General features: G+C 68.2%; 13 protein-coding genes. 10 read left to right on the top strand and 3 right to left on the bottom strand.

All coding sequences use genetic code 11. The annotated features are described in order from the left end of the window. Nucleotides 1–398 precede the first annotated feature (398 nt). From folE to N5D20_RS24070, 4 genes are all read left to right on the top strand, one after another. Complete coding sequence (gene folE, locus N5D20_RS24085; protein ID WP_004141296.1) at nucleotides 399–1,010, top strand: GTP cyclohydrolase I FolE; 612 nt, start codon at nucleotides 399–401, stop codon at nucleotides 1,008–1,010. A 112-nt stretch (nucleotides 1,011–1,122) separates the two neighbouring features. Then, nucleotides 1,123–2,592: a DUF3375 domain-containing protein gene (locus N5D20_RS24080; protein ID WP_010487509.1), complete on the top strand. Its 1,470-nt coding sequence runs from the start codon at nucleotides 1,123–1,125 to the stop codon at nucleotides 2,590–2,592. Beyond that, on the top strand, nucleotides 2,579–3,280 hold the full coding sequence (locus tag N5D20_RS24075; protein ID WP_005421303.1) for a DUF4194 domain-containing protein: 702 nt from the start codon (nucleotides 2,579–2,581) through the stop codon (nucleotides 3,278–3,280). Before N5D20_RS24080 ends, N5D20_RS24075 begins: the two co-directional genes overlap by 14 nt. 16 nt (nucleotides 3,281–3,296) lie before the next feature. Next, nucleotides 3,297–6,677, top strand: coding sequence for an SbcC/MukB-like Walker B domain-containing protein (locus tag N5D20_RS24070; protein WP_054172860.1), 3,381 nt, complete (start codon nucleotides 3,297–3,299; stop codon nucleotides 6,675–6,677). Nucleotides 6,678–6,783: 106 nt separating this feature from the next. Here the strand turns inward: N5D20_RS24070 and N5D20_RS24065 are convergent, their stop codons facing one another. Next, the gene (locus tag N5D20_RS24065) at nucleotides 6,784–7,563 is read right to left on the bottom strand and encodes a TSUP family transporter (protein ID WP_014039007.1); all 780 of its coding nucleotides are present in this window, start codon (nucleotides 7,561–7,563) and stop codon (nucleotides 6,784–6,786) included. 102 nt (nucleotides 7,564–7,665) lie between these two features. On the opposite strand from N5D20_RS24065, the gene N5D20_RS24060 reads away from it, so the two are divergent. Continuing rightward, on the top strand, nucleotides 7,666–8,058 hold the full coding sequence (locus N5D20_RS24060; RefSeq protein WP_043403033.1) for a YchJ family protein: 393 nt from the start codon (nucleotides 7,666–7,668) through the stop codon (nucleotides 8,056–8,058). A gap of 3 nt (nucleotides 8,059–8,061) precedes the next feature. On the opposite strand, the gene N5D20_RS24055 is transcribed toward N5D20_RS24060, so the two are convergent. After that, nucleotides 8,062–9,342 carry a GGDEF domain-containing protein gene (locus N5D20_RS24055; protein ID WP_054172858.1) on the bottom strand — a complete coding sequence of 427 codons (1,281 nt, stop codon included), beginning with the start codon at nucleotides 9,340–9,342 and terminating at the stop codon, nucleotides 8,062–8,064. A gap of 151 nt (nucleotides 9,343–9,493) precedes the next feature. Between N5D20_RS24055 and egtB the strand changes: the two genes are divergently transcribed. The 5 genes from egtB (at nucleotide 9,494) to N5D20_RS24030 (ending at nucleotide 14,820) form a co-directional block, all read left to right on the top strand. Next, nucleotides 9,494–10,765, top strand: a complete 1,272-nt coding sequence (gene egtB / locus N5D20_RS24050) for an ergothioneine biosynthesis protein EgtB (protein WP_197579249.1) — start codon at nucleotides 9,494–9,496, stop codon at nucleotides 10,763–10,765. Beyond that, complete coding sequence (egtD, locus tag N5D20_RS24045; protein ID WP_054172856.1) at nucleotides 10,762–11,736, top strand: L-histidine N(alpha)-methyltransferase; 975 nt, start codon at nucleotides 10,762–10,764, stop codon at nucleotides 11,734–11,736. Before egtB ends, egtD begins: the two co-directional genes overlap by 4 nt. An 84-nt stretch (nucleotides 11,737–11,820) precedes the next feature. Then, on the top strand, nucleotides 11,821–13,089 hold the full coding sequence (locus N5D20_RS24040) for a lytic murein transglycosylase (RefSeq protein WP_197579248.1): 1,269 nt from the start codon (nucleotides 11,821–11,823) through the stop codon (nucleotides 13,087–13,089). A gap of 40 nt (nucleotides 13,090–13,129) precedes the next feature. Further along, nucleotides 13,130–13,996, top strand: a complete 867-nt coding sequence (locus tag N5D20_RS24035; RefSeq protein WP_197579247.1) for a D-hexose-6-phosphate mutarotase — start codon at nucleotides 13,130–13,132, stop codon at nucleotides 13,994–13,996. Nucleotides 13,997–14,046: 50 nt separating this feature from the next. Continuing rightward, entirely contained in the window at nucleotides 14,047–14,820 is a 774-nt protein-coding gene (locus N5D20_RS24030; RefSeq protein ID WP_049435549.1) for a GYF domain-containing protein, read from the top strand. A gap of 6 nt (nucleotides 14,821–14,826) precedes the next feature. On the opposite strand, the gene N5D20_RS24025 is transcribed toward N5D20_RS24030, so the two are convergent. After that, the coding region (locus N5D20_RS24025) for a benzoate/H(+) symporter BenE family transporter (RefSeq protein WP_279915237.1) at nucleotides 14,827–16,008 on the bottom strand (1,182 nt) is incomplete at its 5' end.

Here is a 16,008-nt window from a genome sequence, read left to right as displayed (position 1 = left end):
CCGCTGCCCGCCCAACACCCCGCGAGCGCGGTGGGTTGGCTCTTAGAAGCAAGAGCGGAAGCAGTGCGGACCAACGGTCCGCACCCACCAGGGCGGCGGCGGGCCGCCTCCGAGGCCATGAACCCCCGCTTTTGACCCCGCTTTCGGGCGGTCCGGCCGCGCCCGCAGGAAATTGTCGGAGAGGGGGAAGGGCAGGCCGGGCAGGACCGTCCACGGCATGGATGCCGTGGCCGAGCCTACAGGGACGTACTTGCGGCGTGTCCTGCCTGGCCTGCCCCTCCCCCTCTCGCTCAGCTGCAACGAGGCGCTGCAAGAGACCCCCGATGAACCGTCCCAACAGGACGACCCACCCCCCGGTCGGGTACGATGCTCGCCCCCCGTTCGGGACGCTGTACGCAATGAGCAAGAACAACGAAAAGGCCGCCCCGCAGGGCGACGTGACCCAGGACCAGGCCGAGGATGCCGTGCGCACCCTGCTGCGCTGGGCCGGTGAGGACCCGTCCCGTGAAGGCCTGCTGGATACCCCCCGCCGTGTCGCCGAAGCCTATGGCGACTGGTTCAGCGGTTACCGCGACGACCCGCGCGCCTACATGGAGCGGACCTTCGAGGAAGTGGCCGGCTACGACGAACTGATCGTCCTGCGGGACATCGAGTACGAAAGCCACTGCGAGCACCACATGGCGCCGATCATCGGCCGCGTGCACGTCGGCTACCTGCCGGCCGGCAAGGTGGTGGGCATCAGCAAGCTGGCCCGCGTCGTCGAAGCCTACGCCCGTCGTTTCCAGGTGCAGGAAAAGATGACCGCGCAGATCGCCCAGTGCATCCAGGATGTGCTGCAGCCGATCGGCGTCGGCGTGGTCGTCGAAGGCGCCCACGAGTGCATGACCACGCGCGGCATCCACAAGCGCGGCGTCAGCATGGTCACCTCCAAGATGCTGGGCAGCTTCCGCGACGACGCGCGCACCCGCGCCGAGTTCCTGCGCTTCATCGAAGTGGGCGGCAAGCGCTGAGCCGCTTGCCCGCACCGCGCCGGCCCCTGGCGGCCGGCATGCCCACGGCTGCCCCCGCGGCAGCCGTGCATGGCGGCTCGTCCCTGTCAGCCCTACAGACTTCTTTCGCTGCATGAAGCATCGCGAACGCATTGCCCGTTACCGCCACCTGCGCGAACAGCCCCAGTGGAAGCTGCTTGCCGCCGACCACGCCCCGGAAATCATCGGCCTGCTGCAGGGCCTGCTGATGGACGGCGAGCGCACGTTGCCTTCGTCGGTGCTCAACGAGCGCCTGCAGCGCGCGCTGGACCAGCTGGCCGGCGATGAACTCTCGCGCGAGCTGCCGCGTACCGCGCAGGCCTACATCGCGCACTGGCTGGCCCAGGGCTGGCTGGAACGCCGTTTGCCCGAAGGCGCCGACCAGGAGCAGTACGAGCTGTCCACCGCCGCACTGCAGGCGATCCGTTTCGCCGACGGCCTCGAGCAGGCCCGCGTGGCCGCCACCGAAAGCCGCCTGGCGCTGGTCATTGAGCAGCTCTCGGCGCTGGCTGCGCAGACCGAAGCCGATCCTGATGCGCGCCTGTCCGCGCTGCACGACGAGCGCGACCGCATCGATGCCGAAATCGCCCGGGTCGGCACTGGCCGCGTGGTTGCGCTGGACGGCAAGCGCGCGCTGGAACGCACCCGCCAGATCATCGGCCTGGCCGACGAGCTGACCGAGGACTTCCGCCGTGTGCGCGATGACTTCGAGCAGCTCAATCGCGATTTCCGCGAACGCATCATCGACGACGAGGGCGAGCGCGGCGACGTGTTGTCGCAGCTGTTCGAAGGCGTGGATGTCATCGGCGAAAGTGACGCCGGGCGCAGTTTCCAGGCGTTCTGGCGCCTGCTCAACGACGCCGAGCAGAGCGCCCAGCTCGATGCCGCGCTGGAAGCGGTGCTGGCGCGTGGCTTTGCGCGCCGCCTGGACCGCAACGAACGCAACTTCCTGCGCAGCTTCACCAGCACCATGCTCGAGCGCGGTGGCCAGGTGCACGACGTGCTGCAGAACTTCGCGCGCAGCCTGCGCGGCTTCGTGCAGAGCCGTGGCTACCTGGAACAGCGTCGCCTCAACCAGCTGCTGAAGCAGGCGCAGTCCGAAGCACTGGCTCTGCGCGACGAATTCCCCGCACAGCGTGGCATCGGCCGTGACCTGCAGTTGACCACCAGCCGCCTGCGCTCGTGGTCGCAGTGGAGGCTGCACGATCCGCGCAGTGCCCAGGTCGATGGCAATGTCGAGTACAACGACGCCGCGGCCATCAGCCTGGAAAGCGTCGGTGATCTGGTCGCTTCGTCCGAAATCGATTTCCGTACCCTGCGCCGCGACCTGCACGACCTGCTCGATGCACAGCCGCGGCTCAGCATCGCCCAGGCCCTGTCGCAGCGCGAAGCGCCGCAGGGCCTCGGCAGCGTCATCGGCTACCTGTCGCTGGGCACGCGCTTCGGCAACGTGGTCGCCGGCGAGCAGGAGCTTGCGCAATGGCGTGGTGGCGACGGCCAGATCCGTCGCGCCCGCATCCCGCTGGTTTGGTTCACCCAGGAGAGACGCCATGAGCTGGCATGAAGATCCCATCGACGCACCGCAGGCCGACGTGGCGGAAGACGCCTACGAGGCCGAGCCGGTGGCGGCCGTGGCGCAGCCCCGCCGTGGCAACGACGTGTATTACCTCGGCGATACCGGGCGCCTGCCGCTGGATGCGCGCCGCGCGCTGTGCCAGCTGCTGATCGGCCCCAGCATCGACCAGCTGCGCCACGCCAAGCTGTGGCCGGCGCTGATCCGCAGCGAAGCGGCCATCCGCTCGTCGCTGGCGGACCTGTTCCTGGAACTGGTGCTCGACCGTGACAGCGGCGTGGCGTTCACCCGCCAGGCGGATACCGAAGACGTCGACGCGCCGGTGCTGCTGCGCACCTCGCCGCTGACCTTCATCGACTCGGTGCTGCTGCTGTACCTGCGCCAGCAGCTGGCCGAGGCCGATGCGCGCGGCAACCGCGCGGTGGTCGCCGATGCCGAGATGGCCGAAGCGTTGGCCATCTACGAAAAGAACCTGTCCACCGACCGCGCCGGCTTCAACCGCCGTGTCGCTTCGGCGGTGCAGAAGATGAAGGACAACCACATCCTGACCCGCCTCAGCGGCCAGGAAGACCGCCACGAAGTCTCGCCGGCGCTGAAGCTGCTGTTCTCCGCCGAAGACGTGTCCCAGCTCTCGGCGGTCTACCGCCAGCTGCGCGAAACCCCGGCCGCCGAGGCCTGAGAGACCCGACCATCGCATGGCTATCTCCAAGCACACTCCCGCCCTGTTCAACGAAGGCCTGCCGGACCCACGCCTGCAGCAGTTCCGCATGCGCCGCCTGCAGGTGCACAACTGGGGTACCTTCAACGGCCTGACCGAAGTACCGATCGCCGAGCGCGGCTTCCTGTTCGTCGGCCGTTCCGGCTCGGGCAAGTCGACCCTGCTCGATGCCATGTCCGCGCTGCTGACGCCGCCGGCCATCGTCGACTTCAACGCCGCCGCGCGTGAAGCCGAACGCAGTGGCCGCGACCGCAACCTGGTGTCCTACGTGCGTGGCGCGTGGGCCGACCAGCAGGACAGCGGCACCGGCGAAATCGCCACCCAGTACCTGCGCAAGGGCGCCACCTGGACCGCGCTGGTGCTGGAATACCGCGCCGGCGATGGCCGCGTGGTCAGCCTGGTGCGCCTGCTGTGGATCTCCGGCAACGGCACCTCGGCTGGCGATGTGCGCAAGCACTACATGATCGCCGAGCGCCCGTTCGACATCGCCAAGGATCTTGGTGGTTTCGACCTGGACCTGCGCAAGCTCAAGCAGAAGCTGTCCGACCTGCACCACTTCGACACCTTCTCCGGTTACGCCGAGCGCTTCCGCGACCTGCTCGGCATCGACAACGAGATGGCGCTGCGCCTGCTGCACAAGACGCAGTCGGCGAAGAACCTGGGCGACCTCAATGTCTTCCTGCGCGACTTCATGCTCGACACGCCGAAGACCTTCGACGCCGCCGAGCGCCTGGTCAGCGACTTTGCCGAGCTCGATGGCGCGCACCAGGCGGTGGTCACCGCGCGCCGCCAGGTGGAAACCCTGCTGCCGGCACGCGCCTACTACAACGACCTGAAGGAAATGCATCGCCAGCGTGGCGACGACGAAGCGCTGAAGCTCGGCGTCGACAGCTTCCGCGAAAGCCGCCGCCAGGCGCTGATCGAAGCGCGCCTGCGCGAGATGGACGTGCGTGACCGTGGCCTGCTTGGCGAAGAAGCCCAGCGCCGTGCTGCACTCGACAACCACACCGAGCGCCTGGCCGAGCTGGAACTGCAGCGCCGCCAGCAGGGCGGTGAGCGCATCGAGGAACTGGAACGCGAGCAGGGCCGTGCTGAAGCCGAGCGCGACCGCCGCCAGGCCAAGCGCGAGCAGGCACGCCAGGCGGCGCAGCAGCTGCAGGCCGAACTGCCGGACGACGCCCACGGCTTCGCCGAGCTGGTCGAGCGCGCGCAGAACGAGCTGCAGGACCGCCAGCGTGCCTCTTCGGCGCTGGACGACGCGATCAGCGATCGCCTGGGTGGCAAGCGCGATGACGAGCGCCGCTTCGGCGAAGTCCGTGCGGAACTCGAAGCGATGCAGCGCACGCCGTCCAACATCCCTGCGCCGATGCAGAAGCTGCGCGCGCGCCTGGCCGAGGAAACGGGCATCGCCGAAGCAGCGCTGCCGTTCGTTGGCGAACTGATCCAGGTCCGTTCCGAAGAGCAGGGCTGGCAGGGTGCCATCGAGCGCGTGCTGGGCGGTTTCGCGCTGTCGCTGCTGGTCGATGACAAGCATTACAACGACGTCGCCGAGTGGGTGAACCGCACCCACCTGGGCATGCGCTTCACCTACTACCGCGTGCGCCGCAACGATGATGCGTTCGCGCGCGAGCCGTCGGCGAAGTCGCTGCTGCACAAGCTGGAACTGCGCGAGCACGTGTTCGAAAGCTGGCTGCGCCGTGAGCTTGGCAAGCGCTTCGACTACGAGTGCGTCGATGCCAAGCAGCTGCGCAACGTCGATCGCGGCATCACCCGCGAAGGCCAGGTCAAGCATCCGGGCGACCGCTTCGAGAAGGACGACCGCAGTGCGGTGGGTGACCGCCGTCGCTGGATTCTCGGCTTCAACAACCACGACAAGGTCGGCGCCTTCGAGCGTGAAGCACAGGAACTGGCCAAGCGCATCGCCGGCTGCGAGACTGACATCGCGCGCCTGCGTGGCCAGCGTGATCGCGACAACGAACGCCGCCTGGCCTGCCACGAGCTGGTCAGCATCAGCTGGAATGAGATCGATATCGCCGCCCCGCAGCAGCGCCTCAGCGATATCGAAGCGACGCTGCGCGACCTGCGCGAAGGCAATGCCGACCTCGCCAAGCTGGCCAAGCAGATCGATGCGGTGCGCGCGGACATCGAACAGTCGCGCCGCACCTATGAAGACGTCCGCGTCGAGCGTGGCCAACTGGTCAAGGAGCGCGATCGCCTCGACCGCGCACGCCAGCAGAGCCGTGCGCTGGTGCTGCCGAGCCTGGCCCAGGAGCAGGAAGCCGGCCTCGCCGAGCGCCTGCAGGAGCAGGGTCCGCTCAGCCTGGAAACGCTGGAAGCGCACATGCGCCAGGTCAGCAACGCGCTGAACGAGCAGCTGTCCTCCTCGCAGCAGGACCTCAACCGCATCGAGAACCAGCTGATCGGCTGCTTCCGTCGCTTCATCCAGCAGTGGCCGGAGGAATCGGGCGACTTCACCGTGTCGGTGGCCTCGGCCGAGGACTTCCTCGCACGCCTCGAACGCCTGGAGCGCGATGGCCTGCCGCAGCACGAAGAGCGCTTCTTCGATCTGCTGCAGAACCAGAGCAAGAACAACCTGCTGGCCCTGCAGCGGCACAGCGCCGAGGCCCGCAAGTCGATCGGCCAGCGCCTGGACGAAGTGAACGCCAGCCTGGAACAGGTGCCGTTCAACCGAGGCACGCTGCTGACCATCGAACTGAACGACCGACGCCTGCCGGAAGTCGGCGAGTTCCACCTGCAGCTGCGCGAAGTGCTGTCGCAGCAGCAGACCGAGCAGCGCGAGCTGGCCGAATCGCAGTTCACCGTGCTGCGCCAGCTGGTCAATCGCCTGGGCTCGCAGGAAGGCGAGGACAAGCGTTGGCGCGAGCTGGTGCTGGACGTGCGCATGCACGTGGAGTTCATCGGCGTCGAGCTGGATGCGGAGACGCGCCAGCAGGTCGAGATCTACCGCAGCGGCGCCGGCAAGTCCGGTGGCCAGCGCCAGAAGCTGGCCACGACCTGCCTGGCGGCCGCGCTGCGCTACCAGCTCGGTGGTGCCGACAGCCAGCTGCCCAGCTACGCCGCGGTTGTGCTCGACGAAGCCTTCGACAAGGCCGACAACGAGTTCACCGCGCTGGCGATGAACATCTTCGACAACTTCGGCTTCCAGATGGTGGTCGCCACCCCGCTGAAGTCGGTGATGACGCTGGAACCGTTCATCGGCGGCGCCTGCTTCGTCGAGATCAGCGGCCGCCACGACTCCGGCGTGCTGTTGATCGAGTACGACGAAGAAGGCAAGCGCCTGAAGCTGCCCGAGCGCAGCCGCCAGCAGGCCAACGAACCGGAAGAAGCCGAGGCCTGAGCGCCTCGGGCAATCCACCTGTAGAGCCGAGCCATGCTCGGCTGCTGTTCGCGACCGGAACCCACGTGCCAGCCCAGGTTGGCACCTACCGGGTCGTGAGGTTCATTCACGCACCGCGGAACGTATCCCACGCCATCCGCGCGATCAGCACCACCACCAGCCCCACGAACAGCTTGCGGATGAACGGCGTGCCGCCCTTCAGCGCCAGGCGCGTGCCCACCACCGAACCGATGATGTTGGCCGCTGCCATCGGCAGCGCGAACAGCCACAGGATGTTGCCGGTCGGCACGAAGAACGAGATCGCCGCCACATTCGTCGCCAGGTTAACCACCTTCGACGCCGCTGACGCGCGCAGGAAATCCAGCCCGAAGAAGCGTACGAACAGGAAGATCAGGAAGCTGCCAGTGCCCGGCCCGAAGAAGCCGTCGTAGAAGCCGATCGCCGCACCGATCGCCAACGCGATCACCAGTTCGCGGCGGCCGATCTCCTGCGGCCGGTGCAACGCGCCGAAGTCCTTCTTCCACAGTGTGTAGGCCAGCATCGCGATCAGCAGCACCAGCACCAGTGGGCGCACCGCGTCCTTGGGCAGCAGGCTTACCGCCGTGGCCCCGGCGAAGGAGAAGATGAAGGCCGTACCGGCCGCGAACAGCACCGGCTTCCACGGGAAGCGCACGTTGCGCGCGTAACGCCAGGCGGCAGCGCCGGTGCCGAACATCGAGCTGAACTTGTTGGTACCGAACAGCATGGCCGGCGTCTGCTGCGGCAGCACCGTGAACAGGCCGGGTAGCTGCACCAGCCCACCGCCACCGACGGCGGCATCGACCAGGCCGGCGATGAAGGCGATCACCACCAGCCACCACAACTCAGGGGGAACCAGTTCCAGCACGGCGATCAATCAAAGTGGGGGCGCGACAGCATACGCCTGTCCTGCACCAGCTGACCCATGCCCCGCGTGGATCAATCCGCGCAACCCGGCGACAATGCGCGCATGAGCCGAAAACCTGCCGATCCCTGTCCCTGCGGCCTGCCCGCCGACTATGCCGCCTGCTGCGGCCGCTTCCACGCCGGTGAAGCCGCGCCGGATGCCGAGCGCCTGATGCGTTCGCGCTACAGCGCCTATGTGCGGGGCCTGGCCGACTACCTGCGCCAGAGCTGGCACCCGGACACGCGTCCGGCCGAGTTGTCGCTGGATGATGCGCCCGGTCAGCGTACGTATTGGCTGGGCCTGACCGTGCACGAGCACACCGTCACCGGCGCCGACAGCGCTGAGGTCCGGTTCACCGCGCGCTACCGGGTGGGTGGCGGCAGCGCGGTGAAGATGACCGAGCACAGCCGCTTCCTGCGCATCGAAGGCCGCTGGTACTACCTCGACGCGATCTGAGCTTCAGCCACCGCGTACTGCCAGCACATCCTGGTCGGCATACGCGCGCACCTGGTTGCGACCGCCGTCCTTGGCGACATACAGCGCCTGGTCGGCGGCCTTGACCACGGCCGCCGGCCGCGGACCGACGCGGGTGTCGGCCAGACCGATGCTTACGGTTACCTGCACTACCTGTCCGCTGCCGCCGCGCCCGCGCTGCTGGCGCCCGGTGTCATCGTCGCGGCTGCGGGTGCTGCGGTCACGCAGCTGCATGCGGGTCTCCTCGATGCTCTGCCGCAGCGCCTCCACGGCATCCATGCAGGCTGCCGCCGGGCGGTCCAGGAACACCACCGCGAACTCCTCGCCGCCATAGCGGAACGCACGACCACCATCACCCACGCGCGCCAGCCGCGAGGCCACCAGGCGCAGCACGTCGTCGCCGGTATCGTGGCCATGGGTATCGTTGAACGATTTGAAATGGTCCACGTCCACCATCGCGATGCTGTAGGTGCCGCGTGCCCGCTGCAGGGTCTCGTTGAACGCGCGGCGCCCGGGCAGGCCGGTCAGCTCATCGCGGAAGGCCATGTGGAACGACTCCTGCAGCATCGCGCCCAGCATCAGCAGCAGGGCGGCGCTGCTCAGCGCCGGCAGCAGCACCGGCTGCAGGAACACCCTCGGCAGCATCCACCACAGGCACAGCAGGGCCAGCAGCATTGCTGTATGCAGCGGCCTCGGATGCCGCCAGGCCTGCCAGCCCAGCGCCGCCGTGGCCAGCAGGAACAGCAGCGCCGGCAGCTGCGCCAGCGCGTTCCACTCGGCCGGGATCCACGCCCAGTGACGGTTCGACAGCAGATCGTGCATGCCGCGCGGCTGCTGCGTGGCCAGCAGCAGGAAGATCAGCAGCGCCGTACCGCTGGCGACGGAGCGCAACAGCAGGTCGTGGCGGCGCCGCCCGCGCTCCGGCCACAACGACAGGCCGGCGAACAGCAATGGCAGCCACGCCGAGATGGCATGGAAGCGCAGGGGTGTCAGCGCGCCGACATGACCGTTGCGCAGGTAGCCGCCGACATCCTGGTGCAGCAGCGCGAACATGACCGCCACCACCAGCAGCAGGCACAGCGACCGTACCTGATGGTAGAGCAGGGCCAGGCCGGCACCGAGGCAGGCCAGCAGCCAGGGCAGGATGCGCTGCGCCGGGCTGGCCACGTCTGCGGTATCCAATGCGGTCCATACCACCACGGCAACCAGCAGGGCGGGCAGCACGAACAGGTAGTGCGCAGGCTGGCGGAGCGGATGCAGGGGCAAGCAGGAATTCCAGCGCGGTGACGACGCGGCCGCAGCATTGCCGTTAGCGGCGCGCGTGCCTGCATCTTGAATGCGGGGGGGCTTACCCATGTGAACAAAGTGACGCCGAACCATGACATCGCACTCACCGTCCTGCGCCGATGCTGCCCACATGGACAGCGTACCCACCGCCGTCGCTGCCCCGCAGCACGATCTCGCCCACCAGTTCGCACGGGTGCGTGCGCGCAGCATGCAACTGGCCGCGCCGCTCAGCGCCGAGGACGCCATGCTGCAGAGCATGGCCGATGCCAGCCCGAGCAAATGGCACCTGGCCCACACCACCTGGTTCTTCGAGCGCTTCGTGCTGGCGGGCTTCGCTGCTGCACCGGCGCATGACCCGGCCTGGGATTACCTGTTCAACAGCTACTACAAGAGCATCGGTCCGGCGCATGGCCGGCCGCAGCGCGGGCTGCTGTCGCGGCCATCGCTGCAGCAGGTGCGCGACTACCGCCAGCAGGTCGATGCACAGGTGCAATCGCGGCTGGCGGCAGGCGACCTTGATGAGCAGGCACTGCAGCACCTGCAGTTGGGCCTGCAGCACGAACAGCAGCACCAGGAACTGCTGCTCACCGACATCAAGCATGCGTTCTGGTGCAACCCGTTGCAGCCCGCCTACCGCGAGGACCTGCAGCCTGCCGCCAGCGCTGCCAGTGCGCAGGGCTGGATCGAATCACCCGAGCGCATCGTCACCGTCGGTGCCGCAGCCTGGCCGCAGCACGCCGCGTTCGCCTACGACAACGAATCGCCGCCGCATCGCGTGCTGCTCCCCGCGCATGCGCTCGCTGAGCGTCCCGTCAGCAATGCCGAGTACCGCGCCTTCATCGACGCCGGCGGCTACCGCGAGCCGCGCTGGTGGCTCAGTGAAGGCTGGGCAGTGCGTGAAGCCGAGGACTGGCGGCATCCGCTGTATTGGGATGACACCCTGCAGCGCGAGTACACCCTGGGCGGTTGGCGCGGACTGGATCCGCACGCGCCGGTCTGCCACCTCAGCTACTACGAGGCCGATGCCTGCGCCCGCTGGGCCGGCGCGCGCCTGCCCAGCGAGTTCGAGTGGGAGGCCGCTGCCGCGTCGCAGCCGCTCCGGGGCCATTTCGCCGATGACGATCGGCTGCACCCGCACGCAGCGCGGGGCCGTGGACTGCGACAGCTGTTCGGCGATGTATGGGAATGGACCCACAGTGCCTACGGTGCCTATCCCGGTTTTCGACCCTTCGCCGGCAACCTCGGTGAATACAACGGCAAGTTCATGTGCGGGCAATGGGTACTGCGCGGCGGCAGCTGCGTGACGCCCCGCGGCCATGTGCGCGCCAGCTACCGCAACTTCTTCATGCCACCGGCGCGCTGGCAGTTCTCCGGGCTGCGCCTGGCCAGGGACCTCGCATGAGTACGGTGCAGGACGCGCTGCACGCATTGACCGATCTCACCCCCGGGCGCCAGCAGATCCTGGCTGACGTGGTGGCCGGGTTGTCGCGCACGCCCCGCCAGCTACCGTCCAAGTACTTCTACGATGCACGCGGCTCGCGCCTGTTCGAGCAGATCACGCAGACCCCCGAGTACTACCCCACGCGCACCGAGCTGGCCCTGCTGGCGCGCGTGCTGCCGGACATCGCCCGCACCGCTGGCCCGCGCCTGCACGTGGTGGAGCTGGGCAGCGGCAGCGGACGCAAGACAGCGCTGCTGCTGGCCGCCCTGCACGACCCGGTGGCCTACACACCGATTGAAATTTCGCGTGCCGCGCTGCTGTCCAGCATCGACCATCTGGCACCGGCGCTGCCTGAGGTGGAGATGCTGCCGGTCTGTGCCGACTTCACCCGTCCCGTGGCCGTGCCCCTGCCCGAACGTGAGCCTGCGCGACGGCTGCTGTTCTTCCCCGGTTCCACGCTGGGCAACTTTGAAGGCGAAGACGCGGTCGCACTGCTGCGCGCGATGCGCCAGACGATGGGCCGCGACGGTCTGGCCCTGGTCGGCATCGATCTGCACAAGGACCCGGCAATGATCGAGGCCGCCTACAACGACGCGCAAGGCGTCACCGCCGCATTCACCCTCAATCTGCTGGCGCGCCTCAACCGCGAGATCGGCAGCGACTTCGATCTCGATGGCTTCCGTCATCGTGCCCGCTACAGCGTCGCGCGGCTGCGCATCGAGACCGATCTGGTCAGCCAGCGGGCACAGGACGTCCATCTGGATGGCCGGACCTTCCACTTTGCCGCCGACGAACCGATCCGCGTCGAATACAGCCACAAGTACACCGACGACAGCTTCGAGGCGCTGCTGCAGGAGGCGGGACTGCAGGTCACGCAGCGCTGGAATGCCGACAGTCCCGCCTACGGCCTGCGCCTGCTGCGTGCCATCTAGGGCGGACGGCCAGCCGGTGCCCCTTCAGGTTCAGCAGTACCGCTACCCCTAAGATGGCCGTGCAACGGCAACACGGAGGACGCCATGCCCATTCTGACCACGCTCGGCCTGGCGGCCGCTCTCGCCTCGCCCCCCGTGCTGCCTGCAGCATCCAATGCCAGCGTCGATCCGGCCTTCAGCCGCTGCCTGGCGGGTCTGCAGGCCACGGCCACCAGCCAGGGCATCAGCGCCGTCCGCTTCAATGAGATCACCGCCGGGCTCACCCCGGACCCCAGCGTGCTCGGCCTGCTCGATGCGCAGCCCGAATTCACCACGCCGATCTGGGACTACCTGGCCGCGCTGGTCGATCGCCAGCGCGTGGCTGATGGTCGCGCCATGCTGCAGCAGCACCGCGACCTGCTCGATCGGGTGTCGGCGCAGTACGGCGTCGATCCGGCCACCATCGTCGCAGTCTGGGGCGTGGAGAGCGACTACGGCCGCGTGTTCGGCAAGCGCCCGCTGCTGCAGTCACTGGCCACGCTGTCCTGCGCCGGCCGTCGCCAACCCTTCTTCCGCGGTGAACTGCTGGCGCTGCTCAAGCTGATCGACCGCGGCGAACTGCAGGCACAGGGGCTCACCGGTTCCTGGGCCGGCGCCTTCGGGCACACGCAGTTCATGCCCAGCACCTATGCGCGCATCGCCGTGGACGGTGATGGCGATGGCCGCCGCGATCTGGTCGGCAGCATTCCCGATGCGCTGGCGTCCACCGCCAACTACCTCAAGCGCGCCGGCTGGCGCAGCGGAGAGCCGTGGGGCATGGAAGTTCGCGTTCCTGCCGGCTTCAACGCCAGCCAGGCGGGGCGCACCCAGCGTCGCGCCCTGGCCGACTGGCGTGCGCAGGGCGTGACCGCGCTGGATGGCAGCGCGTTGGCTCCGGTCAACCTGCCGGCGGATGCGCGCGCCGCCCTGTTGCTGCCGGCCGGCAACAAGGGCCCGGCATTGCTGGTGTTCCGCAACTACGACGCGATCTACAGCTACAACGCCGCCGAAAGCTATGCGCTGGCGATCGCGACGCTGGCTGACCAATTGCGTGGCGGCAACGGGTTGGCCACCGCCTGGCCGACCGATGACCCGGGCCTGGGCCGCGATGAGCGCCGCCAGCTGCAGACCCTGCTGCTGGCCCGTGGCCACGACATCGGTGCCGCCGACGGCATGATCGGTACCGCCACGCGTCGCGCGATCCAGACCGAGCAGCAGCGCCTGGGCTGGAGCGAGGTGGACGGCCGCGCCGGCCAGCGCATCCTGCGCACGCTGCAGGAAGAAGCCGCCGCTATCGCACCCGCTGGGCAGAAGGCCTTGCCGGCGGCACGTTGACCGCGACATCATCGCCGCGGTCTTCAAGGAGCGTCATCGCATGCAGTTGAATCCGGACATCAGCACCGTCCTGTATCACGGCCTGGAGGCCTGGCAGGTGCGAACCGCCAACGCCACGGCGGTCGTCAGTGTGTTTGGTGGCCAGCTGTTGTCGTTCATCCCCGATGGGCAGCCCGACCTGCTGTGGCTTTCGCCCACGCGCGCCGAGCTGCCCACGCCCATCCGCGGTGGCGTCCCGGTGTGCTGGCCGTGGTTCGGCCGTCAGGGCCAGAGTGCCGATGTACCGGCGCATGGCCTGGTACGTACCGCGCGCTGGGAGCTTCTGCAGGCCAGCCAGAGCGATGATGGTGAGGTCGAGCTGCAGTTGGCGCCTGCGCCCTGCGCCGATCCCGGCCTGCGCCTGCAGATGCAGCTGCGCATCGGCCGCCAGCTGCGCCAGCAGCTGGTCACCGAGAACACCGGAACCTCGCCGGTGACCTTCACCCAGGCCCTGCACAGCTATTTCCGGGTGGGCGATGCCAACCGGGTCGAGGTCGAGGGCCTTGATGGCCTGCAGTACCTGGACAAGTACGAGGACTATGCGCAGCTGCGCCTGCAACAGGGACCGTGGTCATTGCGCGATCCGCGTGATCCCGGTCGCAGCGATCGCATCTATACCGGTGCCGGCGGCCATTACGTGCTGCGTGATCCCGTACTGCAGCGGCGGATCGAGATCCGCAGCGAAGGCAGCCAGACGCTGGTGGCCTGGAATCCCGGCGCCGAGGCCGCAGCCAGGATGGCCGATGTCGGCGATGGGTGGCACGATTACGTCTGCCTGGAAGTGGCCAACGCCGGCCCGGAGCAGATTACCCTTGCGCCAGGTGCGCGCCATCAGCTGGTGCAGACCCTGGCCAGTACCGCGCTGTAGGCGCTGGCAGCGGTTTCAGTTTGTCGATGCAGGTAGCAAGGACGGAAAACATGCAGGAAGCACAATGGTGGTACGCCAATGGCAGGCAGAGCAGTGGGCCGGTGGATCTGGCCGGTCTTCGCCAGCTGCAGCAGGAAGGGACGGTTACGGCGCGCACGCTGCTCTGGTGCGAAGGCATGCCCTCATGGCGGCCGTTGTCGGAACTGGAGCAGGCGTCCACGCCCATCGAGGTGGCTCCGGCCCCGGATATCGACGCAGCCCCTGCGGTTGAGGGCATCGCGCCGAGTGTCGGCGATCCGTCCGATCCCTATCGTGCGCCGGTCGCTGTACCGGATAGGGCAGTGGCTGCCGGGCTGGAGGGCGAGATGGCCTTGTACGCCAGCGTGGTCGGCGGCAACTTCCCGATCTATCGCCAGCGCTGGCGGCTGGATCAGGGCATTGCCACGGGCAGTGGCACCTGGCACTGGCCGGCCTTCCTGCTCGGCCTGATCTGGATGATGTACCGCAAGATGTACCGCCTGGCGGCGATGTGGGCTGGCCTGCTGCTGCTGATCAGCGTGGTGGAGACCTTGCTGGACGTGCCGGATGGCCTGTCGCTGGTCATCACCTTCGCACTCAGCATCACCACCGGCATCTTTGGCAACAGCTGGTACCTGGCACACTGCCAGCGCCTGATCGCCCAGGCCCGAGCCGTCACCGGCGGCGATGACGCACGGCTGCGCAGCGAGCTGACCGCGCGCGGCGGCACCAGCGTGGTCGCCACACTGATCGCCATCATCATCGCGGTGGTACTGAGCACCGTCGGCGCCGCATTGGCGGGGTAGGGTGGGTCAGCGGCCCTGACGGGGCCGCAGCACCAGCAGGCACAGCGCACCGGCCACCAGGCCCCAGAACGCCGAGCCGATGCCGGCCAGTGAGACGCCCGAGGCGGTAACCAGGAAGGTGACCAGTGCCGCCTCGCGGTCCCGCTCTACCGCCAGCGCACTGGCCAGGCTGTTGGCGATGGTGCCGAACAGGGCGATACCGGCCACGCAGGCCACCAGCTCCTTCGGGAACGCAGCGAACAATGCGGCGACGGTCGCACCGAACAGCCCGATGACGATATAGAAGGCCCCGGCGGCCATGGCGGCGGTATAGCGCCGCGCCGGATCTTCATGGGCATCGCGGCCCATGCATATCGCTGCGGTGATTGCCGCCAGGTTCAGCGCGTACGCACCGAACGGCGCCAACAGGGTGTTGACCACGCCGATCCAGCCGATCAGGGGAGACACCGGGGCGTCGTAGCCGGAGGCCCGCATCACCGCCACGCCCGGAATGTTCTGCGAGGCCATGGTGACCACGAACAAGGGCAGGGCGATGCCGGCCACCGCAGTCCAGGACAAGGATGGGATCACCCATTGCGGTACCGCCAGCTGCAGTTGCACCTGCTGTGCGTGCAGCAGGCCACGGCTGGCCGCGACCGCGATGCCGACCAGCAGGGTGGCGATGACCGCATAGCGCGGGAACAGGCGGCGTCCGGCCAGCCAGGTGGCGAACATTGCCAGCGCCAGTACCAGTTGGGTGTTCATGGCCACGAACACGTCCAGACCGAAGCGCAGCAGCACCCCGGCCAGCATGCCGGCGGCCAGCGCCATCGGCACCCGCTGCATCAACCGGGCGAAGATGCCGGAGAAGCCTGCCAGCATGCCCAGCACCGCGGCGAGCAGGAATGCACCGGTGGCTTCAGCGAGCGAGGCGCCACCGGCACCGACCACCAGCATCGCCGCGCCCGGTGTCGACCACGCGGTCACCACCGGCACGCGATAGCGCAGCGACAGCCCGATGCAGGTGACACCCATGCCCAGTCCCAGTGCCCACATCCATGAGGCGATCTGTGCCTGGTTGGCACCGACGGCTTGTGCAGCCTGGAACACGATGACGGCCGAACTGGCGAAGCCGACCAGCACAGTAATGAAGCCGGCAACGAGGGCCGGTACTGAAAGGTCGCGCCACCACGCTTGCCGCACCTGCAT

The organism is Stenotrophomonas sp. GD03877, assembly GCF_029840555.1.
GTDB classification, from domain to species: Bacteria; Pseudomonadota; Gammaproteobacteria; order Xanthomonadales; family Xanthomonadaceae; genus Stenotrophomonas; species Stenotrophomonas geniculata.
Note: the sequence above shows the minus strand (reverse complement) of the source record. Positions and strands in the feature narration are given on the sequence as shown.

Bases quoted from the DNA above. Each gene is read 5' to 3' on its own strand.
- folE (WP_004141296.1), top strand. From the start codon at position 399: ATGAGCAAGAACAACGAAAAGGCCGCCCCGCAGGGCGACGTGACCCAG.
- N5D20_RS24080 (WP_010487509.1), top strand. From the start codon at position 1,123: ATGAAGCATCGCGAACGCATTGCCCGTTACCGCCACCTGCGCGAACAG.
- N5D20_RS24075 (WP_005421303.1), top strand. From the start codon at position 2,579: ATGAGCTGGCATGAAGATCCCATCGACGCACCGCAGGCCGACGTGGCG.
- N5D20_RS24070 (WP_054172860.1), top strand. From the start codon at position 3,297: ATGGCTATCTCCAAGCACACTCCCGCCCTGTTCAACGAAGGCCTGCCG.
- N5D20_RS24060 (WP_043403033.1), top strand. From the start codon at position 7,666: ATGAGCCGAAAACCTGCCGATCCCTGTCCCTGCGGCCTGCCCGCCGAC.
- egtB (WP_197579249.1), top strand. From the start codon at position 9,494: ATGGACAGCGTACCCACCGCCGTCGCTGCCCCGCAGCACGATCTCGCC.
- egtD (WP_054172856.1), top strand. From the start codon at position 10,762: ATGAGTACGGTGCAGGACGCGCTGCACGCATTGACCGATCTCACCCCC.
- N5D20_RS24040 (WP_197579248.1), top strand. From the start codon at position 11,821: ATGCCCATTCTGACCACGCTCGGCCTGGCGGCCGCTCTCGCCTCGCCC.
- N5D20_RS24035 (WP_197579247.1), top strand. From the start codon at position 13,130: ATGCAGTTGAATCCGGACATCAGCACCGTCCTGTATCACGGCCTGGAG.
- N5D20_RS24030 (WP_049435549.1), top strand. From the start codon at position 14,047: ATGCAGGAAGCACAATGGTGGTACGCCAATGGCAGGCAGAGCAGTGGG.